The sequence below is a fragment of the Acinetobacter sp. CAU_H_29a_1 genome (genome assembly GCF_058599505.1).
This window is the reverse complement of sequence record NZ_CM178655.1, coordinates 909,974-936,132: the sequence shown is the minus strand read 5'-3', so window position 1 is coordinate 936,132 and position 26,159 is coordinate 909,974. Positions and strand designations below refer to the sequence as shown.

At 41.9% G+C, this 26,159-nt stretch carries 23 protein-coding genes, 5 tRNA genes and 1 other RNA gene; 12 read left to right on the top strand and 17 right to left on the bottom strand.

Annotated elements, in window-relative coordinates:
* Nucleotides 1-8: 8 nt before the first annotated feature.
* Genes AC4MDD_RS04700 through sdhC form a run of 4 tightly spaced genes read right to left on the bottom strand, consistent with a single transcriptional unit; the run spans nucleotide 9 to nucleotide 3,408 of the window.
* Entirely contained in the window at nucleotides 9-719 is a 711-nt protein-coding gene (locus tag AC4MDD_RS04700; protein ID WP_004982744.1) for a succinate dehydrogenase iron-sulfur subunit, read from the bottom strand.
* A gap of 14 nt (nucleotides 720-733) precedes the next feature.
* Nucleotides 734-2,632, bottom strand: a complete 1,899-nt coding sequence (locus tag AC4MDD_RS04695) for an FAD-binding protein (protein WP_078388585.1) — start codon at nucleotides 2,630-2,632, stop codon at nucleotides 734-736.
* Nucleotides 2,633-2,644: 12 nt separating this feature from the next.
* A complete protein-coding gene (gene sdhD / locus AC4MDD_RS04690) occupies nucleotides 2,645-3,010 on the bottom strand; it encodes a succinate dehydrogenase, hydrophobic membrane anchor protein (protein ID WP_004695554.1) in 366 nt (121 codons plus the stop codon).
* Nucleotides 3,010-3,408: a succinate dehydrogenase, cytochrome b556 subunit gene (gene sdhC / locus AC4MDD_RS04685; RefSeq protein WP_005400408.1), complete on the bottom strand. Its 399-nt coding sequence runs from the start codon at nucleotides 3,406-3,408 to the stop codon at nucleotides 3,010-3,012. Before sdhC ends, sdhD begins: the two co-directional genes overlap by 1 nt.
* A gap of 1,028 nt (nucleotides 3,409-4,436) precedes the next feature.
* Here sdhC and gltA point away from each other — a divergent pair.
* The gene (gene gltA, locus AC4MDD_RS04680) at nucleotides 4,437-5,711 is read left to right on the top strand and encodes a citrate synthase (protein ID WP_004695551.1); all 1,275 of its coding nucleotides are present in this window, start codon (nucleotides 4,437-4,439) and stop codon (nucleotides 5,709-5,711) included.
* Nucleotides 5,712-5,859: 148 nt separating this feature from the next.
* Here the strand turns inward: gltA and AC4MDD_RS04675 are convergent, their stop codons facing one another.
* From AC4MDD_RS04675 to AC4MDD_RS04660, 4 genes are all read right to left on the bottom strand, one after another.
* Nucleotides 5,860-7,452: a flavin-containing monooxygenase gene (locus AC4MDD_RS04675; RefSeq protein ID WP_491882598.1), complete on the bottom strand. Its 1,593-nt coding sequence runs from the start codon at nucleotides 7,450-7,452 to the stop codon at nucleotides 5,860-5,862.
* Nucleotides 7,453-7,470: 18 nt separating this feature from the next.
* Nucleotides 7,471-8,316, bottom strand: coding sequence for an SDR family NAD(P)-dependent oxidoreductase (locus AC4MDD_RS04670; RefSeq protein WP_279733489.1), 846 nt, complete (start codon nucleotides 8,314-8,316; stop codon nucleotides 7,471-7,473).
* Nucleotides 8,317-8,331: 15 nt separating this feature from the next.
* Nucleotides 8,332-9,288, bottom strand: a complete 957-nt coding sequence (locus AC4MDD_RS04665; RefSeq protein ID WP_491882375.1) for a metal-dependent hydrolase — start codon at nucleotides 9,286-9,288, stop codon at nucleotides 8,332-8,334.
* 183 nt (nucleotides 9,289-9,471) lie between these two features.
* Nucleotides 9,472-9,978, bottom strand: a complete 507-nt coding sequence (locus AC4MDD_RS04660) for a type IV secretion protein Rhs (RefSeq protein WP_078425310.1) — start codon at nucleotides 9,976-9,978, stop codon at nucleotides 9,472-9,474.
* A 203-nt stretch (nucleotides 9,979-10,181) separates the two neighbouring features.
* Here AC4MDD_RS04660 and AC4MDD_RS04655 point away from each other — a divergent pair, with 203 nt between their 5' ends.
* Nucleotides 10,182-11,807: an NAD+ synthase gene (locus AC4MDD_RS04655; RefSeq protein ID WP_491882374.1), complete on the top strand. Its 1,626-nt coding sequence runs from the start codon at nucleotides 10,182-10,184 to the stop codon at nucleotides 11,805-11,807.
* Nucleotides 11,808-11,924: 117 nt separating this feature from the next.
* Here the strand turns inward: AC4MDD_RS04655 and AC4MDD_RS04650 are convergent.
* A tRNA-Met gene (locus AC4MDD_RS04650) sits at nucleotides 11,925-12,001 on the bottom strand.
* Nucleotides 12,002-12,701: 700 nt separating this feature from the next.
* Here AC4MDD_RS04650 and AC4MDD_RS04645 point away from each other — a divergent pair.
* Complete coding sequence (locus tag AC4MDD_RS04645) at nucleotides 12,702-13,694, top strand: RDD family protein (protein WP_078389147.1); 993 nt, start codon at nucleotides 12,702-12,704, stop codon at nucleotides 13,692-13,694.
* Between the two features lie 52 nt (nucleotides 13,695-13,746).
* Here the strand turns inward: AC4MDD_RS04645 and AC4MDD_RS04640 are convergent.
* From AC4MDD_RS04640 to coaD, 4 genes are all read right to left on the bottom strand, one after another.
* Nucleotides 13,747-13,823, bottom strand: a tRNA-Met gene (locus tag AC4MDD_RS04640).
* A gap of 73 nt (nucleotides 13,824-13,896) precedes the next feature.
* Nucleotides 13,897-14,274, bottom strand: an RNA gene (rnpB, locus tag AC4MDD_RS04635) — RNase P RNA component class A.
* A 26-nt stretch (nucleotides 14,275-14,300) separates the two neighbouring features.
* Complete coding sequence (locus AC4MDD_RS04630) at nucleotides 14,301-14,564, bottom strand: YfhL family 4Fe-4S dicluster ferredoxin (RefSeq protein ID WP_004695536.1); 264 nt, start codon at nucleotides 14,562-14,564, stop codon at nucleotides 14,301-14,303.
* Nucleotide 14,565: 1 nt separating this feature from the next.
* The gene (gene coaD / locus AC4MDD_RS04625; RefSeq protein ID WP_491882373.1) at nucleotides 14,566-15,057 is read right to left on the bottom strand and encodes a pantetheine-phosphate adenylyltransferase; all 492 of its coding nucleotides are present in this window, start codon (nucleotides 15,055-15,057) and stop codon (nucleotides 14,566-14,568) included.
* A 141-nt stretch (nucleotides 15,058-15,198) separates the two neighbouring features.
* On the opposite strand from coaD, the gene smpB reads away from it, so the two are divergent.
* Complete coding sequence (smpB, locus tag AC4MDD_RS04620) at nucleotides 15,199-15,675, top strand: SsrA-binding protein SmpB (RefSeq protein ID WP_004695532.1); 477 nt, start codon at nucleotides 15,199-15,201, stop codon at nucleotides 15,673-15,675.
* Nucleotides 15,676-15,707: 32 nt separating this feature from the next.
* Here smpB and AC4MDD_RS04615 read toward each other — a convergent pair whose 3' ends face one another.
* The 3 genes from AC4MDD_RS04615 to rluD form a co-directional block, all read right to left on the bottom strand.
* Nucleotides 15,708-16,274: a flavodoxin family protein gene (locus tag AC4MDD_RS04615; RefSeq protein ID WP_005400401.1), complete on the bottom strand. Its 567-nt coding sequence runs from the start codon at nucleotides 16,272-16,274 to the stop codon at nucleotides 15,708-15,710.
* A 107-nt stretch (nucleotides 16,275-16,381) separates the two neighbouring features.
* Complete coding sequence (gene pgeF, locus AC4MDD_RS04610; protein WP_201952151.1) at nucleotides 16,382-17,122, bottom strand: peptidoglycan editing factor PgeF; 741 nt, start codon at nucleotides 17,120-17,122, stop codon at nucleotides 16,382-16,384.
* 30 nt (nucleotides 17,123-17,152) lie between these two features.
* Entirely contained in the window at nucleotides 17,153-18,205 is a 1,053-nt protein-coding gene (rluD, locus tag AC4MDD_RS04605) for a 23S rRNA pseudouridine(1911/1915/1917) synthase RluD (protein ID WP_087012731.1), read from the bottom strand.
* Nucleotides 18,206-18,276: 71 nt separating this feature from the next.
* Between rluD and AC4MDD_RS04600 the strand changes: the two genes are divergently transcribed.
* The gene (locus AC4MDD_RS04600) at nucleotides 18,277-19,260 is read left to right on the top strand and encodes an outer membrane protein assembly factor BamD (RefSeq protein WP_491882372.1); all 984 of its coding nucleotides are present in this window, start codon (nucleotides 18,277-18,279) and stop codon (nucleotides 19,258-19,260) included.
* 191 nt (nucleotides 19,261-19,451) lie between these two features.
* Nucleotides 19,452-21,347: a DNA primase gene (locus tag AC4MDD_RS04595; protein ID WP_491882371.1), complete on the top strand. Its 1,896-nt coding sequence runs from the start codon at nucleotides 19,452-19,454 to the stop codon at nucleotides 21,345-21,347.
* Between the two features lie 25 nt (nucleotides 21,348-21,372).
* On the opposite strand, the gene hemA is transcribed toward AC4MDD_RS04595, so the two are convergent.
* Nucleotides 21,373-22,656, bottom strand: coding sequence for a glutamyl-tRNA reductase (gene hemA, locus AC4MDD_RS04590; RefSeq protein ID WP_491882370.1), 1,284 nt, complete (start codon nucleotides 22,654-22,656; stop codon nucleotides 21,373-21,375).
* A 78-nt stretch (nucleotides 22,657-22,734) separates the two neighbouring features.
* On the opposite strand from hemA, the gene AC4MDD_RS04585 reads away from it, so the two are divergent.
* The 6 genes from AC4MDD_RS04585 to AC4MDD_RS04560 all read left to right on the top strand — a co-directional run bounded on the left by AC4MDD_RS04585 (nucleotide 22,735) and on the right by AC4MDD_RS04560 (nucleotide 26,146).
* The gene (locus AC4MDD_RS04585) at nucleotides 22,735-24,444 is read left to right on the top strand and encodes a tetratricopeptide repeat protein (protein WP_491882369.1); all 1,710 of its coding nucleotides are present in this window, start codon (nucleotides 22,735-22,737) and stop codon (nucleotides 24,442-24,444) included.
* Between the two features lie 5 nt (nucleotides 24,445-24,449).
* Entirely contained in the window at nucleotides 24,450-25,031 is a 582-nt protein-coding gene (gene lolB, locus AC4MDD_RS04580) for a lipoprotein insertase outer membrane protein LolB (RefSeq protein WP_491882368.1), read from the top strand.
* A gap of 11 nt (nucleotides 25,032-25,042) precedes the next feature.
* A complete protein-coding gene (gene ispE / locus AC4MDD_RS04575; protein WP_491882367.1) occupies nucleotides 25,043-25,873 on the top strand; it encodes a 4-(cytidine 5'-diphospho)-2-C-methyl-D-erythritol kinase in 831 nt (276 codons plus the stop codon).
* Nucleotide 25,874: 1 nt separating this feature from the next.
* Nucleotides 25,875-25,949: transfer RNA gene (locus AC4MDD_RS04570), tRNA-Gln, on the top strand.
* 28 nt (nucleotides 25,950-25,977) lie between these two features.
* Nucleotides 25,978-26,052, top strand: a tRNA-Gln gene (locus tag AC4MDD_RS04565).
* 19 nt (nucleotides 26,053-26,071) lie between these two features.
* A tRNA-Gln gene (locus tag AC4MDD_RS04560) sits at nucleotides 26,072-26,146 on the top strand.
* The last annotated feature ends 13 nt before the right edge of the window (nucleotides 26,147-26,159 follow it).

Below are 26,159 nucleotides of genomic sequence, written 5' to 3'. Positions count from 1 at the left end.
CCTAGAGATTAACCCGCAGCATCTAAAAGCATATTACGGATGTGACCGATTGCTTTAGTTGGGTTCAAACCTTTAGGACACACTGATACACAGTTCATGATGCCTTTACAACGGAATAGCGAGAATGGGTCGTCTAGACGAGCCAAACGCTCTTGAGTTGCTGTATCACGAGAGTCAATGATAAAACGGTATGCATTCAACAATGCTGAAGGACCCAAGAACTTGTCTGGGTTCCACCAGAATGATGGGCATGAAGTTGAACAACATGCACAAAGAATACATTCATATAAACCATCTAAGTGTTCACGCTCTTCAGGAGACTGTAAACGCTCTTTTGGTGGCGCAGGTTGGTTGTTGATCAAGAATGGATGAATTTTGTTGTACTGATCGTAGAACTGGTTCATATCCACAACTAAATCTTTAACCACTGGCAAACCAGGTAAAGGACGAACTGTAATCACTTCTGGTAAGTCGTTTAGGTTCCAAAGACACGCTAAACCATTTTTACCATTGATGTTCACACCATCCGAACCACAAATACCTTCACGGCATGAACGGCGGAATGTTAATGATTCATCCTGTACTTTCAATGCAAGAAGCGCATCAAGCAACATACGGTGCTTATCAGTCAATTCTAACTTGAAAGTTTGCATATACGGCGCTGCATCCTTATCAGGATCGTAGCGGTAGATATTAAATGTACGAGTACCTCTACTCATCTTACTTCTCCCAATTAGAATGTACGTGGTTTAGGTGGAATTGCAGCAACTGACAATGGCTTGTAACGCACTGGCTTGTACTCAAGACGGTTATCGCTAGAGAACCATAATGTGTGCTTCATCCACTCATCATCACGACGACCATATGGGTAAGTTGGGTGATCTGGCGACTCTTCAAAGTCTACAACCGTATGCGCACCACGGCACTCTTTACGAGCTGCTGCTGAAATCAATGTCGCTTTAGCTACTTCATACAAGTTTTCAACTTCTAAAGCTTCTACACGCGCGGTGTTAAATACTTTAGATTTGTCTTTCAAGTGAATGTTACGTACACGTGGTTCAATCGCAAGAATCTGCTTCACACCTTCTTCAAGAAGTGCAGTTGTACGGAATACACCAGCATGGTCTTGAACGATGTCACGAATTGCATCTGCAACTTCTTGAGCATTTTCACCTGTAGATGAGTCATCTAACTTACGGATACGTGCAACAGTTTGCTCAAGTACAGTCGTAGGAAGTGGTTGGTATTCATCACCGTGATGTTTAGTCACGTAGTCGATGATGTGCTCACCCGCAGCTTTACCAAATACCACCAAGTCAAGTAATGAGTTCGTACCTAAACGGTTTGCACCATGTACAGACACGCAAGAACATTCACCAATTGCATAGAAGCCTTTAACAGGTTTCGTAAAGTTACGATCGCCCGCATTAGTCGAATAGATATCGCTATCTTTGTCATAATGTGCTGCAAATGCTTCAGTTTCAGAACCTTCAGGCACAACCACTTGACCGTGGATATTCGTTGGAATACCACCCATTTGGTAGTGAATTGTTGGTACAACTGGAATTGGCTCTTTCGTGATGTCAACGTTCGCGAATTTCTTACCAATCTCGAATACAGATGGAAGACGCTTCATGATCGTTTCAGCACCTAAGTGCGTCATATCAAGCAAGATGTAGTCTTTCTTCGGACCACAACCACGACCTTCTTTAATTTCTTGGTCCATAGAACGTGATACGAAGTCACGTGGCGCCAAGTCTTTTAAAGTTGGTGCATAGCGTTCCATGAACGGCTCACCTGCATCGTTACGAAGGATTGCACCTTCACCACGACAACCTTCAGTTAACAATACACCTGCGCCAGCAACACCCGTTGGGTGGAACTGCCAGAATTCCATATCTTGCAATGGAATACCTGCACGCGCAGCCATACCAAGGCCGTCACCAGTGTTGATATAAGCATTGGTTGATGCACGGTAAACACGACCCGCACCGCCTGTAGCAAACAATGTCGCTTTGGCTTGGAATACTGCAATTTTACCCGTTTCTTGGTCAATTGCTGTTACACCAAGAACATCACCTGCTTCGTTACGAATCAGGTCAAGCGCGATCCATTCAACAAAAAATTGCGTACCCATTTTCACGTTGCTTTGATAAAGCGTGTGAAGAAGTGCGTGACCTGTACGATCAGCAGCAGCACATGCACGTGGAACCGCTTTTTCACCGTAGTTTGCAGAGTGACCACCGAATGGACGTTGGTAAATCGTACCATCTGCGTTACGGTCAAATGGCATACCCATATGTTCAAGTTCATAAACAACTTGAGGCGCTTCACGCGTCATATATTCGATTGCGTCTTGGTCGCCTAACCAGTCAGAACCTTTAACAGTGTCGTAGAAGTGGTAGTGCCAGTTATCTTCTTGCATATTACCAAGAGATGCACCAATACCACCCTGCGCTGCAACTGTGTGCGAACGAGTTGGGAATACTTTAGTTAAAACAGCAACTTTCAAACCAGCTTGAGCAAGTTGGTAAGACGCGCGCATACCTGAACCACCACCACCAACGATGACAGCATCGAAAGTTTCGTGTGGAATATTTGTGTAATCTTCTTTAGGGGTTATAGCGCCCATGATCTATTCCTATCAATTCGCCCAAAAAATCTGGATTGCCCAGATCGCATATGCAAATACAGCAATAATTACTGCTGAAGTCAGTACAAGGCGTAAACCTGAAGCTGAAGGACCCATTTGACGAGTAGTCACATAGTCAGTGAATACCTGCCACATACCAATCCAAGCATGTGCAACAAGAGATAAGACGGCCAATAAAGATAAAATCTTCATTGGAGCTGTCATCATAAAGCCGTACCACTGTTCATAGCTAAAACCGCCATTGCATAGGATCCAACCTAAAACAACAACTGTATAAACCGCTAATACGACAGCACTTACACGTTGGATAAACCAATCGCGAGAACCTGAACCCGTTAAACCAGTAGCACTTTTCATTAGATAACAATCCATACAAATGCCGCAACGATACCGATTGCAGACAAGATCAATGAAATAGTAGCTGCGATACGACCACTTTGCAGTTCTTCAGCAATACCGATATCTGCAAGTAAGTGCTTAACACCCGCAATAAAGTGGAAAATTAAGCCGGCTACAAATACCCATACGACAAAACGCACAATGAAGCTATTAAAAATAGCCTGAACTTGAGCAAATCCTTCAGGCGAAGACAATGACTTGTCTAAGATCCATAGAAGTACCGGTACGAGTAAAAATACGATGACACCTGATAGACGGTGTAAGATTGATGCAATAGCCACAGGGGATTTTAAGTTTACTTCTAAAACTTGACCCATGGACAAATTGACAGGTCTGTTGCTTTTCACAGCGGGCATCCTGTAAGTAAAAACTCCATCCGGAGTTTGTTGGAATTAATTCGAAGGAAAGCTGGCATTGTTCAGCAGCTACTTTAAAACTCTAAATTAAATAGCGTTTGAACTTAAAACGACACTGAATTATAAGACGTGAACTATCAAAATACAAACAATGCCCTTGGCCTTTTTGCATAAAAATTCTTTAAATAAGAATCATTAACACATAGATAAATACCTTACGCTACAATACTTTAGCTTCAAATCTCAGCTATATGGTTGGTTTTTATAAAATAAACACCAAATTCAAGCGCTAAAATTTATACAAAAACGGGAAAATTCGACTTTAGACTAATGATGCACAAAAAATTCTTGTTTTAAAAACTGGGGAATTTCACTGCTTTATTTTAATCATTTTTTATTTATATATAAAATGTTCATTATTTTATTTTAATATAGTGGCATAAATATGCATGATGTTGGTGCAACAGATTAATCCCCTACAAGATTGAAATATCTCGTAATAAATTTTAATTAAAACAATTTTTCACATCCGTATAAATAAAAAAAGTGACTGATATACCGTTTTCGAAATACCAAATAAGCTCTATTTTTTATACAATTAAATCATTTTTTTTGAGTCACTTATTGTTTTTAACAATGACTACGAAATCAGCATTTTCTTTTTAAAATGATGCGTAAGTTACGAGAATCATAATAAATGTAAATATATGACGACTTGAATTCTTTTTCTTTTCAAGCGCTTTTTTCAATATAAAACTGCTTACAATTGCGCCAGCAACATTTTTTATTTATGCACTTGCTCGTTGAATTAACTTATTATAGTGTGTCGGTGCTGTGATTTTATGCAAATTTTAATGGATTAAATCTTAACTATAACTTCGGAAGTCATCATTTTATCCATAAGTATAATTGACAAAATTTCAGCACTCTCTACTCTTAGAGCAAATTTTTAATCCGTCTGATTCGTGCATTAAAAGATGAGTATTTCGAGTCAGATAAATCATTCACCAGGACAGGAGATCTATTGAATGTCTGAAGCAACTGGCAAAAAAGCCGTTTTACAGCTTGATGGCAAAGAAATTGAATTACCAATTTACAGCGGCACATTGGGCCCAGATGTAATCGACGTTAAGGATGTATTGGCCGCAGGTCACTTCACTTTTGATCCTGGTTTTATGGCTACTGCTGCATGCGAGTCTAAAATCACTTTCATCGACGGTAACAAAGGTGTGCTTTTACACCGCGGCTACCCAATCGACCAGTTAGCAACTAAAGCTGACTACTTAGAAACTTGCTACTTACTTCTCAATGGCGAGCTTCCAACAGCTGAACAAAAAGAAGTATTTGATGCTAAAGTTCGTAACCACACTATGGTTCACGATCAAGTTAGCCGCTTCTTCAATGGTTTCCGTCGCGATGCTCACCCTATGGCGATCATGGTTGGTGTAGTTGGTGCGCTTTCTGCGTTCTATCACAACAACTTAGACATCGAAAATGTTGATCACCGTGAAATTACAGCGATCCGCTTAATTGCTAAAGTACCTACTTTGGCTGCGTGGAGCTACAAGTACACTGTAGGTCAACCATTCGTTTACCCACGTAATGACTTAAGCTACGCTGAAAACTTCTTATACATGATGTTTGCTACTCCAGCAGACCGTGATTACAAAGTAGATCCGATCCTTGCTAAAGCAATGGACCGTATCTTCACGCTTCACGCTGACCATGAACAAAATGCTTCTACGTCTACAGTACGTTTAGCTGGTTCTACTGGTGCGAACCCATATGCATGTATCGCTGCAGGTATCTCTGCACTTTGGGGCCCTGCTCACGGCGGCGCGAACGAAGCTGTTCTTAAGATGCTTGATGAAATCGGCACTGTAGAGAACGTTGCTGACTTCATGGAAAAAGTGAAAACTAAAGAAGTTAAACTCATGGGCTTCGGTCACCGTGTGTACAAAAACTTCGATCCACGTGCGAAAGTAATGAAAGAAACTTGCGATGAAGTTCTTGGTGCGCTTGGCATCAACGATCCACAGCTTGCTCTTGCTATGGAACTTGAACGTATCGCGCTTTCTGATGAATACTTCATCAAACGTAACTTATATCCGAACGTAGACTTCTACTCAGGTATCATCCTTAAAGCGATTGGTATCCCGACAGAAATGTTTACAGTGATCTTCGCGCTTGCACGTACTGTTGGTTGGATCAGCCACTGGTTAGAAATGCACAGCGGTCCGTACAAGATCGGTCGCCCTCGTCAGCTTTACACTGGCGAAGTTCAACGCGACATCAACCGTTAATTCGGTCTGCGTTGATAGACAAAAAACCACCCGCATGGGTGGTTTTTTTATATATTGAACTCTAAACCTACCATTCATGAATCACACCCTTAAAGTATTAAAAGGCCTGAACAGACTCAGGCTTTTTTTAATACTTAATGTGGCTACTTTAAGCTTCAACAACATCGTAGTGTTTTAGCTCAAGCGCAGATAAACGTTGCTTTAACTCAGCCAAGGACCACGGCCAAGCCGCGAAGTTACGGCCATTTTGATCTAAATAATAGCTTGAGCAACCACCTCGGTTAAATACGGTGGTTTTCAAATGGGTTTGCACCTTAGCATTGTGATAACGCAGAACATCTCGTTTTACCATCATACGTTTAAAGCCTTGCTGCTTCATTTTTAGTAGACCATCTACAATGTACTGAATCTGAGCTTCAGCAATGCCAATAAAAGAGTCATAAACCAAGATATTTGGGCCCAATACCAAAAAGGCATTCGGCACATTTTCCAAACTTGTACCCAAGTACGCTTCTGGAGAACTTTCCTTCCAAAGGTCAGCCAATCGCTCACCTTGAGCATTCCATACACGCTGGCCAATTGGAAGATGTGCCACTTCAAAACCGGTCCCCCAGATAATGACATCGAACTCAAATCGCTCACCATTTGCCGCAATGACACTCTGCCCATCAATCTCGACCAAACCTTGGGATAACAACGTGACATTGTCTTGTTGCAGTGCTGGATAATAATTGTTGGCAAATAAAAGTCGCTTACAGCCGATCGAAAAGTTAGGCGTTACGGCTTTACGTAAGGAGTCATCCTGTATTTGTAATTTTAATAATTGACGGCTTAAAAAATTAACTGGCTCAAGCAGTGACGGATGACGAAGCCCAAAGTTGATCCCATTTAAAATGCTGGAAACACTCTTCCTCCAGCCTTGCTGAATCATCGGGAATTTGGCCACCAGCGACTTTACTGTAGCATTGAGCTGCATATCCGCTTTGGGCAAAACCCACGGCGCAGTACGCTGAAATACGATCAACTCTTTCGCCAACGGCTGAATTTGTGGAATAAACTGAATGGCAGATGCACCTGTTCCAATCACTGCAACCCGCTTTCCCGTCAAGTCATAATCATGCTTCCAACGGGCTGAATGGAACATTTCTCCTTTAAATCCTTCTATCCCTTTAATGTTAGGTAAGGACGGTTCTGTAATCGGCCCTGTGCTAAAGATCACGGTTCGTGCTTGATATGCCCCTTGAGAAGTTTCGAGTTGCCAAATACCCGCCTCTTCATTCCACTTTGCACTGAGTAACTCATGCTGAAAACGAATTTTATCTTGCAGCTCAAACTGCTCAACCACCTGTTCCAAGTAACTTAAAATTTCAGGTTGTTTCGCAAATAAATGACTCCATTGATGACTAGGTGCAAAGGAAAATGAATACAATGCCGAAGGTACATCACAGCCACAGCCAGGGTAATTATTATCACGCCACGTACCACCGACCCTATCCGCTTTTTCTAAAACCAGATAGTCCTGATAGCCCACTTGTTTCATTTTATAAGCCGCAGCAATGCCCGAAATCCCTGCTCCCACAACAATGGTATCGTAAGTATGTACAGCTTTAGGACGAAGCACAGCCTTTTTACGGGTCTGCTTGGGTTGAGCTTCCACACTTTTTGGCGTCGTGGTTTGATCTTGCATTTGATCAGACGGCGCTTGCACATCTGCTTGCTCTATCTCTAATTGCGTTTCCATATTCATTTTTCTCTATTCTTATTTTGTGATTTGATTAAACAGTGGGTAACCCAAACCTAAAAGTTTGACGTATAAGCTTGGCGATGCACGCTTCATCCACCAGAACAATTTGGCATCAGGTTGTGGAATGGTATAAAGCTTGCCCGCATCTAAGCGATTTAATGTTTTTTTGACTACAGCATCACTGGTGGTAAACGCATGGTTCATCAGCAGTTTGTCAGCCAGTCCAGAATAGCGACTTGGCAAACGCCCATTCTTCATAATATTGGTCGGCACCAAGGTTGGGCACAGCACATTGACTGCAATGTTATAGGTATGAAGCTCTGAAGCTAAGGTTTCTGATAGTGCCAAAACACTAGACTTGGTCACGTTATACGCTGTCATCTCAGGGGCTGCGGTATAGCCCGCTGCCGATGCCACATTGATAATGGCACCAAAACCTTGCTGTTTAAATTTGGGTACAAAGTAGTGGCAACCATGAATTACCCCCCACAGGTTGACATGCATACACCACTGCCAATCCTCCAGCGACACCTCATCAAACTTACCACCTAGCCCAACTCCCGCATTATTGATGAGCAAAGTAACAGGATGTCCCAAAAGCTGTTCCGCTTGCTCCACCAAAGCGTGTACAGATTCTTTTAATCCAACATCACAATGCACCGCATAGGCTGACGTAGATGTCATCGACTGAATTAAATCTACCGTCTCCTGTGCCGAGCTTAAGTCAATATCTGCACAGATGACATCACCACCGCGTTTTGCCAGTTCCAATGCAAAGCTACGACCAATTCCACTACCTGCACCCGTTACAACTGCATAGGCCTTTTGACTTGGTTTATTTTTTTTACTCAACAGTCCCATGTCATAACCTCCTCTTTATGATTTAAGTGCTGGAGTAAATTCTTTGGTGAAATAGGGGGTTAATACTCCTGTTTCAGGATGTAGTAAACGCTCTTTGTAATAATCTAAAAATGCAGAAGTGTCATAATCATTCGGATGAAAGCTCGGACGTAAATAGTCAAAAATATGCATCCAACTACTGCCATAAACACCACGTTTCAGCCCAAACAAGAGACTGAAACTCCGCGGCACATCCTTCCAATAGCTGAGACTCACCAAATTAGACGGTTTGCGATAAAACGGAACAAAAACTGACGCCACAGAGATCAGCAGTAAAATAGTGATAATGGCTGGGAAAAAACCCGCAATACGTAAGGCATAGTTATTGGAAAGTGATTGAAACACATCATACGCAATGTCTTTGTGCTCAGATTCCTCTAGCATGTGCCACATCCAAATCGCCCGTTGCTTTTCGTCTTGAGAATCGAAAAAAATCTCTTCATGGTTCATCATGTATTCAGACAGCACTGCGGTAAAATGTTCAATGCCTGCCATTAAAGACAATTTCATCGGCTGTGGTAAACGGTTAAAACCGTAGTCAAAAACGATTTCGGCTAAATAACGAAAAATGCCAACGGGTAAATCAACCTGTTTAAAAGTATCGTTCAATTCTTCATGTAGCTTTGAATGCAGTGCCTCCTGTCCAATTAAAGACGTCACACGTTGTTTTAATACAGGGTCTGTGAGGAAATCGCGGTGATAACGGGCGGTATCAATCACCAAGTCTTCACCATAGGTCAGAAAGATCGAGAGAGATGCAAAGTAAGCACTGGCTAGCTCCGCATTTAAGTAAAATTTGGGATCAATTTTCTCAGCTTCAAAGTCAAATTTCCTATGCCGAATTGGAATAATCGCAGACTGTTTTTCAGCATCGAATACGGGTCCTGCAAAAATTTGGCTGGCTTTGCCTTTCAATGGAAGAGCGATACGCATAGGACATTCCTTCTTATTTTTAGCTCATTTTTTAGGCTCAATCTCACGATTTTTACCTGTGCTTTGCATTCAAAATAAGAGTCCGCTTCCCCTATGCCACTGGCATTTTTCTTCAAATGATTTGCAATTTATGACTTTAAAATCTGTTGTCTAACAATCACTCCACAGATTTATCTATCGGGGTCAGAACGAGGCTTTGTGTGCCACAAAGGGAATACACTGTTCATAGGCTGAGCATTCTTCGCCATAGTGTTTTTTGAGAAAATAGTCTTGCACCATTTGCGCCTGCTGTTCAATGCCATAGCTTAAAAACTGCTTGCCTTGTTTTAATGCATAACGATATTGACGGTTAAAAAGTGCCTTACGGACTACAGCGAGTCCCTGCTGAATTTGCCAAACATGCGTTAATTCATGAATCAACCAAGCTTGTTGATGAATCGGTTGGTCGGCAAAGTTTTCGCACCAGTCTTTGATATTAAAATAGACATGTCCATTGGGGCTAATCGCATAATGAGGCAGCACTGCCCGATGCGCGATAATTCGAACCGAATCCATGTTCAGACTGTTCCCAAAAATACTGCTGGCAAACTTTTTCTCCCCTTCAGTCAAGGGCCTGTTTTTAAGTTCAAACTTTTGCTGTATTTTTTGTAAAAGCGGTTGAAACCACACAATCACACTCCATAAAGACATTAGAACAATTTGTTCTTTTTAAGGACATTTACGGATTTTTTTTAGAATATCCCTTAAAAAAAATCGCATTTCGTATATAGTATTCGCACTTATTATTGATTAATACTTCTATTTGTTTATCGTCACTTACACCACGTAGAACTTATAGCTATAACAAACTCAATCGTCGTGTATATCCCTATAGGTATAGGATTTAGTTGGAAATGAAAAGTTTTAAAATTGCACTTGCACAGTTCTCTCCGCACATTGGCAACCTTGAAGCAAATGCCCAAAAAATGTTGGAGCAGGCCAATGAAGCAAAAAAACAAAATGCTGATTTAATTATTTTTCCAGAACTTTCGAGCATTGGTTACCCAGCAGAAGATTTACTTCTACGTCCAAGCCTAACCAAACGCACGCAACAAGTTTTTGAACAACTTAAAACAGTAAAAGACATTGTGATGGTCTTTGGTTTTGTCAACCAAACCGAAGATGGTCAACGCTACAACGCCGCTGCGGTCATGAAAGATGGACAAGTTTTGGGTGTGTATAACAAACAAAACTTGCCAAACTATAGCGTATTTGATGAAAAGCGCTACTTCACCGAAGGGCATCAACACCTTGTTTTTGAATATCTGGGTCATAAGTTTGGTGTGTTGATTTGTGAAGATGTTTGGTCACTTTCAACCGTACAACAACTGGCACAGCTCAATGTAGAAACGGCTTTGGTCTTAAATGCTTCACCATATGAAGTCGGTAAGCCGCAGCACCGTGTTGAAACCATGTCTGCATTGGCGAAACAAATGAACCTCAACTTGGTTTATGCCAACCAAGTCGGCGGTCAAGACGACCTGATCTTTGATGGTACAAGCTTCGTGATTGCCAAAAATGGCTCGGTTGTACTTCAAGCAGAAAGCTTTAAAGAGTCTCTGTATTTCGCTGAATACGAAGCAGAACAACAAGCCTTTAAGGCCAATGCGCTGCCGCCTGCTTTAGACACTATGGCAGAGATTTATCAAAGCTTAGTGATGGCGACTCGCGACTATGTACAGCGCTCAGGTTTCCCTGGGGTGATTTTGGGTTTATCAGGCGGGATCGACTCAGCTCTAACTCTTGCCATTGCAGCTGATGCGATTGGCGCCGACAAAGTCCAAGCCGTAATGATGCCATATACCTATACCGCTCAAATCAGTGTAGAAGATGCTGCTGAACAAGCGAAGAGTATGGGGGTGACTTTTGGGATTGCTGAAATCAACCCAATTGTGAACAGCTTTATGCAAACACTTTATCCGTTCTTTGGTAACAGCCCTGCGGATGCAACTGAAGAAAACTTACAAGCGCGTGCCCGTGGTACACTGCTGATGGGTTTATCCAACAAATTTGGTAATTTAGTCCTGTCTACAGGCAATAAATCAGAATTGGCGGTGGGCTACTGCACGCTCTATGGTGACATGGTGGGTGGTTTTGCGGTACTGAAAGATGTGTATAAAACCATTGTGTTTGAACTTGCGAAATACCGTAACAGCATTTCAGACAAGCCTGTGATTCCTGAGCGTGTGATTACTCGCCCACCTTCAGCAGAGCTACGTCCAGATCAAAAAGACCAAGACTCTTTACCGCCATATGATGTACTGGATGCCATTTTGTATGCCTATATCGAAGAAGATATGAGCCAAGATGACATCATTGGCAAAGGCTTTGATGCTGAAGTGGTTGCAAAAGTAATTCGTTTGGTTGATTTCAATGAATACAAACGTCGCCAAGGTGCAATTGGTCCGCGTATCAGCTCACGTGCATTTAGCCGTGAACGTCGCTACCCAATCATGAATGGCTGGAAAGCTGGCCTATAAGCACTTTCTCCAATAAAAAAGCCCAAACATGTGTTTGGGCTTTTTTATATCGACATATTCAAATCTATTTTTTACGCACAAAAAAAGAGACCAAGCTGAGAGCTTGGTCTTTTAAAATGGTGGCTATGACGAGACTTGAACTTGTGACCCCCGCATTATGAGTGCGGTGCTCTAACCAACTGAGCTACATAGCCGTAAACTGTGGGGGCATTATCTATACATATTAAACACCCGTCAAGCCCCACCTCACCCCAATGATCAGCATTTAAACAATTGATAATTAAATGTTTAAAATTAATACATATTTAGTAAAAAAACATAGGGCACAATAGCTAAATACATAAAGAAAATTATCCTTACTCAGATCAAATCCTTGCTTATTGCTACACTCATAACAATACTAAGTGCATGCCACCTCGTGAGTCCAGTCTTGGTCAATTATAATAACGCTCACATAGATGTTGCCAAATGAATCATCTATCAACACTTATAGAACATGCAACAAAAACGATGCATGGCACAGCTCAACAAGATCCAACAACACTTACATCATGTTCAAAAAATTACCATCTGAACAATTTGAAGTTGCAATGCTAAATGCTAAAGCTATGCATTACGCACAGCTAAACTGAACAGAGAATAAAATTACAGGCTAAAAAAATAAATTTTTGCAGAATAATGTACTGCCTATATGCAGATCCAAAATAGCTTCCAAGGATTAAAATTGCAGAAGTATCAACTCAATATAAATAAAAAGAATCTCTTCGAATTATTGATTTCATCTCTACAATTCTGTAAAACAGCTCACTATTTAATAAAGTGATTAAAACTTTTTAATCACTGATTACTTTTAACATTAAAACCAATAATTTTATAACAGCATGAGTCATTATTTTGGATAATACAATTGAAAATGATGTATCACCTGATACACAACCTTATATTGCAGGCTTTTGGCGTAGAAGCTTCGCATTTATCATTGATGCTTTGCTCATCGGTGCTTTCTGTAACATTATCTCTAGCCTATTAGGTAAATTTCCTTATGAATACCCTATACTCATAACATTAATTGGTTATCTTTTCGTTGTTCTATATTTTACTTATTGCAATAGCGTTAACAATAATGGACAAACAATTGGCAAAATTCTTCAATCCATTAAAGTCGTCAAACTAGATCAGCAGTATCTCAGCCTATCCGCCTCATTTCTACGCTCGGCAATTTTATATGCCCCTTTCTGCTTAATGTCTTTTACGCTACTTTTTCACCCAGTATTGAATAGCATCTTTACGATACTATTAGGTAGCTTACTGATTTCTATACTTTATTTATATATTTTTAACCGAAAAAATCGCCGCTCTATTCACGACTATCTAGCCCACACAATTGTCATAAAGAATGGGAGTGAACCCAAGACTATTTCTACAACATGGAATGTACATTTTTACATCGCGACTATTTTAGTTTTAATTTTTTCAGGGTTACAAGTTTGGAACAGTATTACAAGTGATCAAGACTATATTCCTATTTCCTTACAAAATCTAAAATTTAAGGAATTAAGCCAATTTGATTATGGTTATCTCATCCTGCCTAAAAATGAGGAAGGTATAAATCCAACTCAACATTATTATTTAGCCACGATTACCGATCCTAATTTACTCAATAATCCAAGTTATGCTGAAGAATTTGCACAATATATTTTCAAATTAGAACCACGTCATCGTGCAAAAAATCTAGAAAATTATGTTCAACTCACCGCTCGCTATCAGTTTGGCTTAATTTCAAAAAAACGTTCTTCCACCTATTTAATTGAAACAGATAATCAGCAGAAAATTACTGCTCAGGAAGTTTCTTCACAACAACAAACGCAAATTGGGGGTGGATATTAAGCCCAAAATAAGGATAAAAAAAGACCACGTTTTGGAACGTGGTCTATAAAAATGGTGGCTATGACGAGACTTGAACTTGTGACCCCCGCATTATGAGTGCGGTGCTCTAACCAACTGAGCTACATAGCCGTAAACTGTGCGCGCATTATGTGGTTTTCTCACCAGTACGTCAAGTACCTTGCGCGCTTAATTGATCAAAATTTGTTGAAGTGAGCCGATAAGCCGGGTTCTGTCGAGAACGATCATTCCTCTAGGCGTACAATCACTCATACGCTCAAGCGACCTACCCGGATCCAGCATGGGCCATGCCTAAAGGATCCCTATTTGGTCTTGCTTCCGGTGGGGTTTACCATGCCATGAACTGTTACCAGCCATGCGGTGCGCTCTTACCGCACCCTTTCACCCTTACCTCCGATTTCGATTGCTCGAAACCATAATGAAGGCGGTCTACTCTCTGCTGCACTTTCCGTCGGCTCACGCCGCCCAGGCGTTACCTGGCACCTTGCCCTATGAAGCCCGGACTTTCCTCCCCTGCTTCAATCACGGAGATCTCCACAGCAGCGATCGTCTGGCTCACTTCGAGGCGCATAGTATCAAATCTTAGACTTAATTGCTTGCGCTTTTTTGAGCAATCAGCTTTTTATATTTATCCATGAGCTCATCCTCAGTTTCCGCATGATTGGGATCCAACGGAATACAATCCACTGGACAGAACAATTGACACTGGGGTTTATCATAATGTCCGATACACTCTGTGCATAAGTCTGGATTGATTTCATAAATCAATTCCCCCATGAAAATGGCTTCATTGGGACACACAGGTTCACAAACATCACAATTGATGCATTCATCGGTTATATATAAAGACACGCTACCAACCTTGTTGATGTTTACGTTCAAAAGCAGCAACCACAGCTTGCGGTACAAACTTAGTCACATCACCTTTTAAACGTGCTATTTCACGAATCAACGTCGATGAAATAAATGAATACTGTTCTGACGGCGTTAAAAATACCGCCTCAAAGTGTGAATCAAGTTGACGGTTCATATTGGCTAACTGGAACTCGTATTCAAAGTCAGACACTGCACGCAATCCTCGCAGTACAGCCGTTGCTTTATGTTCACGGAAGAAATTCACCAACAAACCATCAAAACCTACAAACTCAACATTATCAAGATGGCTTAATGATGCTTTGGCCAAGCTCACACGCTCTTCTAAACTAAAGAGAGGGTTTTTATGATGACCAATGGCAATGGCTACCACCACTTCATCAAACATACGTGATGCACGTGTAACCAAATCAATATGACCATTGGTAATTGGATCAAAAGTCCCCGGGTAAATGACGCGAGTTTTAGACATCCATTTTTACTCTGTTGATTTTGTAGAGCCACATTTTAGCAAAAACTTGTTTTATAGGTGAAGAAACTCCATAAATTTGAAAAAACTTCACCTTAACCCTGCTTTAAGGCACAATAGGTACATTGTTGGAAGTAATTGATTATGGCGAAAGCAACTGTAGTTAAAAAAAATACCAGCGGGACGATTGCACAGAATAAACGTGCACGTCACGACTATTTTATTGAAGAAAAATTTGAAGCTGGCCTGTCACTGCAAGGCTGGGAAGTGAAATCATTACGTGCAGGTCGTATGACGCTGTCTGAGAGTTATATCACCTTTAAAAATGGTGAAGCTTTCCTGTTCGGTGCTCAAATTCAGCCTTTACTCAGTGCATCTACGCACATTGTTCCTGAAGCGACCCGTACCCGTAAATTATTGTTGAACCGTCGTGAACTCGATAAGCTACTCGGCGCAGTCAATCAAAAAGGTTATTCGTGTGTTCCGCTTGTTGCTTATTGGAAAGGACCACGTGCGAAATTAGAAATCGCTTTAGTGAAAGGCAAACAGCTGCATGACAAACGTGCCACGGAAAAAGACCGTGACTGGCAACGTGATAAAGCCCGTATTATGCATAAATAATAAAAAACCTCCCATGTGGAGGTTTTTTATTATTAATAATCAGCTTTTAGCTCGACCAAATATTTTCCGAACTTTCGAGCAGTTTCCAAGTCGCCTTCGGGTGGGGTTATTTCAATACTGGCGTTGTCTGACTGCGTCATCAAGCCTAAAAAGCTCGACATCCGATTAATATCGTGTTGGCTACGTCCCGTCGGCATAAACGGTAAACCAGCCCACAACATACCATGCTGCATAGCAAATAAATTAATCTGTTGTAATACCGCCAGTTTATCGCCACTTAAGCCACCACCATTGGTAAAGCCTGCAGCCAGTTTTCCTTGCCAAGCCCGTGCTAACCAACGCTTAGAGGAATCTTCCATAAACTGCTTAAGCGCTGCTGTAAGACTGCCCATATACGTTGGGCAACCCATCACAATAATATCGGCCTGATCTAACAAGTCCCACTGCACTGCAGCAACAGAAATTAAATGCACATCAGCACCCGCCTGCTCTGCACCTTGTGCAATATACTGAGCGACTTTCGCCGTATGACCATAGGCGCTATGATAAACCACACACACATGAACAGGTGCAGCAGAAACAAGATCAGGTACAGACATGGAAACTTTTAAGACCAAAGAATTGAGTTAAGTTTAACACTTCCACTCGCTAAGTGGGGAGTAAGTGCAAGGATTAAAACAGCCAAGCACTTCATCAAAAGCCAAAACTATTGCATAAACACAAAGGTCGCCATACGCCCAGTTTTGGCATGACGGCGATACGAAAAATATTCATCAGACTGGCTAAATGAACACTGATCACCGCCAGAAACCACTTGAACACCATGCTGTTTTAGAATGAATTTTGCGATCGCATATAAGTCAGCATAATATTTTCCAGCTTGTGCACCTGTTTGAAATGCAGACTCAAGCTCAGCATACTTTGAACAAAAAGCTTCTTTTACTTCCGCCCCAATTTCAAAACAAGGTTGGCTAATAGCCGCACCCAACCAAGCCCATGTCGGCTGAGTATTCATACTGGCAATGGTATTTTCAATAATGCCATGTGCCAACCCACGCCAACCTGCATGCAAATTGGCCACTTCAGTTCCATCCGCATTGCCTAAAACCACTGGCAAACAATCGGCTGTCATCATCATCAGGGCATGCTTCGGGCGCTGCGTCACCAAACCATCCCCTTCTTGAGCATCAAAGTCAATTTGCTCATTCACTACACGGCAAATGGTGCTGTGAGTTTGCGTCATCCACGTGATTTTATCGACCCCATAGCCTGCAAATTCTTCGAGCAAGATCATGCGATGCTGTTGCACACGTGCAGCATCATCCTGTACATGCAAAGCCAAATTAAAGCCTTGTAGTTCAGATTGAGTGGTTTCTAAAGCACGATCATGATGCACACGGGTTTGCCCCACAAAAACACCTGCCGGAAGTCCTTGAACAAATTGCATATATGGTCCTTATGATGATTCAGCTATAACTTAGTAGGCTTTGTTCTCCGTACGGAGTACATCGACAAGGGTCGCCAAGTCTGCAGGCCACGGCGCTTTAAACAACATTTCTTCACCTGTACGAGGGTGTTTCAAACCGAGCTCTGCTGCATGCAAGGCTTGGCGTCTGAAACTACGTAAAGTCTCATCTAAAAGTTCTGTTGCACCTGCGGGCACGCGTACACGTGGCATATACACAGGATCGCCAACTAAACCAAAACCAATATAACTAAAATGCACACGAATTTGATGTGTACGTCCAGTTTCAAGACGAGCTTGAATACGGGTGAAATGTTGGAAGCGTTCTTTCACGTTGTAGTGTGTTACAGCGTCTTTACCACCTGGTAATACCGCCATTTTGACACGATCTACAGGGTGACGTTTAATCGGCTCATCCACCGTGCCGCCAGCAATCACATTGCCATACACAATCAGGTCATAAACACGGTAAACCGTTTTTTTCGCCAATTGCTTGCTCAGTGAAAATTGCGCTTCTAAATTTTTCGCAACGACCAATAAGCCTGACGTATCTTTATCAATACGATGCACCAATCCCGCACGAGTCAGTTCTGCCGATTTTGGATAGTGATGCAATAATGCATTGACCAACGTACCCGATGAGTTGCCCGCACCTGGGTGAACCACCATCCCAACAGGTTTATTAACAACAATAATGTCGTCATCTTCATAGACGATATCCAGCGGAATATCTTCAGGCAGACTACGAGTTTGGGCTTCTAACTCAACTTCAAGGGTTAACAGTTCAAATCCTTCACATTTATATTTCGGTTTGACACTGTTACCATTTACCAACAAATGGCCTTCTTTTAGCCACTGTTTGAGTTTTTCACGCGAAAAGTCGCTCCAAATCGTTGCTGCAACTTGGTCTATACGCTGTCCGAGATAAGTTTCATCCAATTGAAATTGCAACGATAAACGTGTTGCAGTAGAGCTTGAAGTATGGTTATCTGCATCCTCAGAATCTTCAAGTAAATTGAAATCAGTTTCAGGGAAATTTGGATCGGAAGATTGTGCTTGAGCCATTTGATCATTCAAATAAAAGTGATTTAATAGCGCAATTGTAGCTCATTGCCCGTATTAACAGAGGAATTTTTATGTCGCTACCACATTATAAAATGACAATGCTTGCTCTAACGATTGGCATTGCATCTGCAATGGTAGGCTGTAGCAGCAATCCCAAGAAAGAAGTGGTAGATACCGGTCCACAATCGAGTGAACAGGTTTATATTCAAAAAGCAGAAAAAGCACTGCAAAGTGGTCAATATACCGACGCTGCAAAACACTTAGAAGCATTAGATACCTATTACCCTACAGGTGAATATGCGCAACAAGCTCAACTAGAGCTGCTCTATGTGAAGTTTCAGCAAAAAGATTATGAAGGTGCGATTGCACTGGCTGATCGTTTCATTCGTTTGAACCCTCAACATCCAAATGTGGACTATGCCTACTATGTCCGTGGCGTAGCTAATATGGAACAAAACTATGATGGTTTGATTCGCTATACATCTTTAAAGCAAGCACATCGCGATGTGAGCTATCTTAAAGTGGCATATCAAAACTTCGTAGACTTTATTCGTCGTTACCCTTCAAGCACTTATGCTGTAGATGCCGCACAACGCATGAAGTTTATCAGTAATGAGTTGGCTGAAAGCGAAATGAATGCAGCACGCTTTAATATCAAACGTAAAGCATGGGTCGCAGCACTAGAGCGTGCTCAATGGGTGATTGAACATTATCCACAAAGCCCTCAAGTGCCTGAAGCTTTAGCAACTGTTGCTTATTCGTATGACCAATTGGGCGACAAGCAAACTGCTCAACAATATACCGATGTCTTGAAACTAAATTATCCAAATTTAGTAAAATCGAATGGTGAAGTGAACTTACGCGCTGCACGTAAAGAAGCAAGTTGGGTCAACCGTGCGACTTTAGGTGTGTTTGGTCGCGAAGAACAAAACAGTTCTGAAGAAAAAATCGAACAGCCGAAACAAACAACAGAGCGCAGCTTTACCAACCGTATCAGTTTCGGTTTACTGGATCGTCCTAAAACACAGCAAAACATCAATACTGAAACCGAATAATTCCTCTGAAATATTCGCTATTTTAGAAAGGGCAAGTTATCATACTTGCCCTTTTGTTTTGTACGATTTCCGCTTGATCAAAACGCCTAAAAGGTATACAAAACAATCTAGATTCGATGGTTTTTTGCATTTTAAAACCTCCATCTCGGCTTCTTTTCACGGTTCAAAACATCAGCGACTGACGATTCGACATGGCTATTCCTCAACACACCATTGACCAAATTTTAGATCGGACCGACATTGTCGACCTGATTGGTCAACGTGTGAAACTTAAAAAGTCAGGTCGCACCTATTCAGGCTGTTGTCCGTTCCATCAAGAAAAATCACCATCTTTTCACGTGTATCGTGACAAACAGTATTTCCACTGTTTTGGTTGTCAGGCCAATGGTAATGCCATTCGTTTTTTAATGGACATCGACAGTCGTAGCTTTATTGATGTGATGAAGGATTTGTCGAGCCAAACAGGTATCGAACTTCCAAAAGACAACCGTGACTCGAAAAAACTGGTGTATAAGCGCGAAGCTAAACCTGTCCAAAAACCACAGGTCGATGTCGCAGAAGCGAAGAAAACTGAGCCAGCTCCAGCACAACCTGAGTTTCAGATTGAGCATGATCCTTTTGCTGAATTTCAGTCCATGGACTACCAAGAAGGCTACGCTGATTTTGATACTTTCGAGGGATTCAACACCGCCCCCGTTCAGGAAGGCAACTTATACGACCTGTTAGAAAGTATTGCGCAATACTATGAGCAACAACTACCGCATAGTCGCTCTGCTCAGCAGTACTTTAAACAGCGTGGTCTCAGCCGAGATACCATTGCATATTGGCGTTTAGGTTATGCACCTGAAGACTGGCAACACTTAGAAAAAGCCTTTCCGCAAGATATCGAAGGCTTAAAGCTACTCGGATTGATTCGCACCAGCGACAACGGTCGTGACTTTGACTTGTTGCGGGATCGTGTCATATTTCCGATTCGCGATGCCAAAGGTCGCGTAGTGGGCTTCGGTGGTCGTGCCTTAAATGACGAAATTAAACCCAAATACATCAACTCGCCAGACTCTGAAGTATTTCATAAAAACCAATTACTTTATGGTTTATATGAAGGCCGTAAACAAAAAGCCCAAGACTGGCTGATGGTCGAAGGCTATATGGATGTGATTGCGCTACAGCAGTATGGGATTGCAGGTGCTGTGGCGACCTTAGGAACTGCCAGTAACACCGAACACTTAAATATTCTGTTTAAACAAAACAACCGTATTACCATTGCCTTCGATGGTGACGTAGCTGGACAAAAAGCGGCTCGCCGTACTTTAGAAATTGCATTACCGTTGCTCAATGATGGTCGCGAGCTGAAGTTTTTTGTTTTACCAAATGATCATGACCCTGACTCACTGATTCGTCGCGAAGGTATTGAAAACTTTAATAAACTGCTCCAACAGGCTCCTCTTCTATCAGACTTTGTTTTTGCACATCTAACGCAGAACCATGACATCAGTAGCCCTGAAGGTAAAAGTCAGGTCATGAGTGAGTTACGTCAACTGACGGACTTATTGCCCAAAACAGGCTCTTTCCGTTATTTGCTGAATCAATCCTTTAAAGAAAAACTCGGTTTTGGTCGTCGCTGGACACCTCAAGTCAGCAACGATGCCTCGTTGTCTTTTAATATTCGCACCAAAGATGAAGACTTCGCCCTCGCCGTTCTGATCCATCACCCGTTTTTGTATATTCACTTTGAAACTCTACGCGCCTATTTACCTGAAGATGAACTTTTAGCGCATGTGCTACAAGTCTTAGATGGCATCTTTGATGATTTACCTGATGACCAAGAACTGGCAACCTATTATGTTTTGGGTGCATGTAGCCGTTATGCCAACGCAATTGCCGATATTATGCAGCGCACCAATATTGAAGTTCTGACCAAAACACCTGAAATGGCCGACAAACTGGCCAGTGAATATGCTCTCTCGCTTGAAGAAAAATATTTGCGCCAAAAACTAAAAGCGCCTTTAAGCCTGCTTGAATCGCGTAATCTACGTCAAAAACTGAATGAATTGACCAAAAAAATAGGTTTAAGACTGATTACTTAAACCTATTGCATTTTTATATTTAGATTTACTTTTTAGTTTTACGACGTTTAGCAAAAGTCTCATTTAAACACGTTTGCATTTGTTCAAAATGACTTGGATCTTCTGATTTGGCTGCTTCACGCAGCATAATCGAGGTCGGATGTAGCAACTTCTGCGTCAAACGATGTGCAAACTCTTGCATCACCCGTTCAGGCTTTTCTCCTTTCGCAATCCGTGCCAGCGCTAGATCTAATTCTTCTTGTCTTAACTGTTCACCTTGCTGACGGTAAGCATGGATGGTTTCACCTGCGAGATTAACCTTCTGCTGGGTCACCAATTCGGTTGCTAATTGGTTGACCATCACCTCAGCTTCAACCGCCGCCTGACGACGTTGAGCAAGGTTTTCATCAATCACCGACTGCAAATCATCTACGCCATATAAATAGACGCCATCCAAACTTTCCACTTTCGGATCGATATCACGCGGAACAGCCAAATCCACCATCAACATTTGTTGATAACGACGCTTTTTTAAAGCAGCTTTGACATCTGGATAATGAATCACTTGATGTAAACTACCGGTACAACTGGAAATGACATCTGCACGCGCTAAGTTATTGGCCAACTGATCAAATTCAATGATTTCAACATCTACACGATGAGCTATTTCTTGAGCCAAAGTTTCAGCCCGTTCACGTGTACGGTTACAAATGAGGATTTTTGCGACTCCCATTTCAGCCAAATGCTTCGCAACTAAGCTATTCATTTCGCCCGCAGCCACCACCATGACCGTCAACTTTTCAGGCTTACTAAACACTTGTAATGCCAGCTGAGCCACCGCGTAGCCCATCGATACGGCATGACTACCCACAGCCGTTTCAGAGCGGACGCGTTTCGCCGCATAGAAGGCATATTCAAAAATTCGGTTTAAATGAGGAGAAACAGTATGAGCCGTCTTCGCTAGAGATAATGCAGATTTAACCTGCCCCAAAATTTGCGGTTCACCAAGCATGAGTGAATCTAAACCGCTTGCAACACGCATCAAGTGAGTGACAGCCTGCGCATTTTCATAACGGTATACATGATTCAACAATTGTTTAACATCTATGCCATTTGCTTGGGCGAGCCAGTTCAATACCATATCTGAGTTTTCAGACATGGCATACACTTCTGTTCTGTTACACGTAGACACCACTACCATTTCATTTAAGTCTTGGTTTTGGCCTTGTTGCTCAAGCAGTTGCGTTAACTTTTCAGGGTTAAATGCAATTTGCTCACGCAATTCTACGGAGGCGGTTTGATGGTTGACACCCAATGCAAAGAAAGACATATCAGATCATCATTTCGCTAAATTTATGCTATTGTGCAATAACGGTGTCATAAAAAGCATTACTTGGATCAAGAAAAATTGCGTCAAACACATTGCCGACTGAGCGGCGCGAGAATTAAGCAATATTCTACCACATTCTTACTCGTCGGTAGCATGGCATCTAGTGCTCATCTTAGAGCAGCTGGAGATTTTTCGCTATCTAATTATGATGCAATTCAACAAAGTATGATTGCCGAATTTGCACTGGCTTACCAAGACAGCGCGACTGCCCTGCACAACTATACTGTGCTGGCGATTAAAAGTAATTCCACCACCATTAAACAGCGTGCTTTAAATATTGCCCTTGAACAAAATGACTTGCATGCCGCACTCGACATTGCAACGCATTGGGTGGTGCAAGAGCCCACCGATGTTCCAGCCTTATTTTATTTGTCGCACATTGCACTTAAAGCACATGAATATGAACTTGCAGCTGAAACACTCGACAAAATTCTAAACATTGATGCCAATGCCGATTTAGAGCAAATCCTTGCGGGGATTGCTCCTGAAGAACCTGAAGATCAAGAAATTCTCATCCAAGCGTTACGTTCGAGTAAAGAGCGGAACAACCCCTCTATTTTAGCGTTGATTGCAGGTTTAGAGGCGCAAAATGGACAGCTTGAGCAAGCCCTAGCCACCATTAATAAAGCCCTAAAAAAGCGTGGAAAAGTCACAGGCTACATCCTGATGAAAGCCAACTTACTCAGCGCACTCGGTCAAGAGGAAGAAACCCGCAATTGGTATGCAAAATCAAGTCGTAAACACCGCGACAATGTCGATATCCGTTTAGCCGAAGCCAAATATCTGATTAAAATTAATGCGTCGAATGAGGCCTTAACCAAGCTTGAGAGCCTGATTAAAAAATGGCCTGACCAAGAAGAAGCCTTGTTTATTGCGGGGTTAACCAGTATTGACTTAAAGAAGTACGAAAAAGCGGAAAAATATCTGGTTGAACTACGTAATTCAGCCGAATATCAAAATGAAGCCTATTACTATCTCGCGGTGAATGCTGAACGAAAACAGCATTTTGAAACAGCAAAAGCCTACTATCGTCTTGTCGATGGTAGTCTGTATACCGTATCTCGTCGTAGCCTCATCAGTATCTATACCCAGCAAAACAAACCCAATGATGCTTTACGCTTTTTAACCCAAGAGCGAGTGAACTATCCACAACATGCAAGCTTCTTGTATCAGGCACAAGCCGATATTTTAAAGCGCATGAATAACAAAGCCGCGGCCATGCGACTGTTAGATGAGGCAATTAAAAACTTACCGGATGATCCTGAACTGATCTATTCTGAAGTGCTAATGTTGGATCCACATACGGATAAAGACAAACTTGAAAAGTTGCTCAATCAACTGTTAAGTATTGAACCCAATAGCCCAACCTATCTCAATGCTTATGCATACACTTTAGCCTTGCAAAACAGACGCTTAGATGATGCGCGTAGATTTGTTGAACATGCTTTAGAATATGCTCCTGAGCAAGCCTCCATCTTAGATACCTTAGGCTTTATTTGTTACTTACAAAATGACTTTAGCACTTCAGCCAAAGTCTTAGAAAAAGCCTACCTCATCAGTGGTAGTGTCAACATTGGCGTGCGTTATGCGCGTTCAGTCTATATGCTCGGTGATCTGCAAAAATTCTCCACTGTGTTACAACAACTCAAACAAAAACATCCAAATGATCCTCAATTGGATCAACTCAATACTTTATTGTTACCCCAACAACTGAAAAAGAGCTCATAGTTTTTATGCGTATTTTCTCAAATCTGAGCTTAAGCTTACTTGCTGCAAGTAGCTTGGCACTAACAGGCTGTCAACAATTTACCAAACCTCAGCTTGATCCAAACAGCATACAAACCGAATCGGATCAACACTTTAGCTTACAGGGTAAAATTGGGGTGCGTACACCTGAACAGACAGGCAGTGCTTTTTTCACATGGGTACAACAACAACAAGAGTTTGATATTGAGCTCAGTGGAATTTTAGGCGTTGGTAAGACGCAAATTACTGGTCGTCCAGGTGAAGTTAGCCTGAATAGTGCTAAAACTGGCCTCATCCAAGCTGAAACTCCTGAAGAACTTTTAAAAACAGCAACAGGTTGGCAAGCACCCATCACCCATTTAGTCAATTGGGTTCAAGCCAAACCCGCAACAGTTCAAGCACAAATCCAACGTGACAGTGCCAAACGCGCAATACAGATCATTGAAGATGGTTGGAGCGTTGAGCTGAGCTATAACGAACAAGCCCATATGCCAAATCGGTTGATTTTAAAACAAGCACTTGAAAATGGTGCAGAAAACCGTATTACAATGGTCATTCAAAACCGCTAGTTTATCTCGTTATGATCCGTATCCCTGCCCCATCAAAGCTGAATTTATTTTTACACATTACGGGTCGCCGTGAAAACGGCTACCACGAACTGCAAAGTATTTTTCAGTTGATCGATCTATGTGATTGGTTGGAATTTGAGCCTCGTAAGGATCAAGAGATTCATATTGAAGGCTTAAACAGTGTCGATTTGAGTCAAAATTTGATTTATAAAGCGACGCAGATACTTAAGCCCTATGCACAAACAGCTACCGGTTTATCCATTCGTCTTGAAAAAAATATTCCGATGGGTGCAGGCTTAGGTGGTGGTTCATCGGATGCCGCGACGACATTAATCGTGGTCAATCAACTGTGGCTGTGCGGGCTAAATACTGAGCAACTAGCAGACTTGGGGGTTCAGTTAGGCGCAGACGTTCCCATCTTTGTCCATGGTCGCAATGCATGGGCTGAAGGTATAGGTGAGCGCTTAACATTCATAGACTTAGATCAAAAACAATACATTGTGTTAAAACCTGATTGTTTTATCAGCACTCAATTGCTTTTTTCACAAAAAACATTGACAAGAAACACGAAGAGCTCTAAATTTTGCGCCTATCAGTTAAAGCCATCTGATTTTGGAAATAATTTTGAGCCTTTGGCAAGAAGTTTATATCCAGAAGTAGATGAAGCAATGCAATATCTCGACCAGTTCGGTGTTGCAAAACTTACAGGTACAGGTGCTTGTGTTTTTGCTGAAGTAACGAGTGATATGAACATTGATGATGTTCTTGCAAATGCACCATGTAAAGCTTACTTGGTCAACAGCTTGAATGAATCACCAATAAGACATTTCCACGTTACCTGATAGGGGTATCGCCAAGTGGTAAGGCACCGGTTTTTGATATCGGCATCCGTTGGTTCGAATCCAGCTACCCCTGCCATTTTATTTCACCTGTAGATGACTGTACTAGGGGTATCGCCAAGTGGTAAGGCACCGGTTTTTGATATCGGCATCCGTTGGTTCGAATCCAGCTACCCCTGCCATTTTACAGTAATCAAATTTAGGGGTATCGCCAAGTGGTAAGGCACCGGTTTTTGATATCGGCATCCGTTGGTTCGAATCCAGCTACCCCTGCCATTTTCCAAAAAAG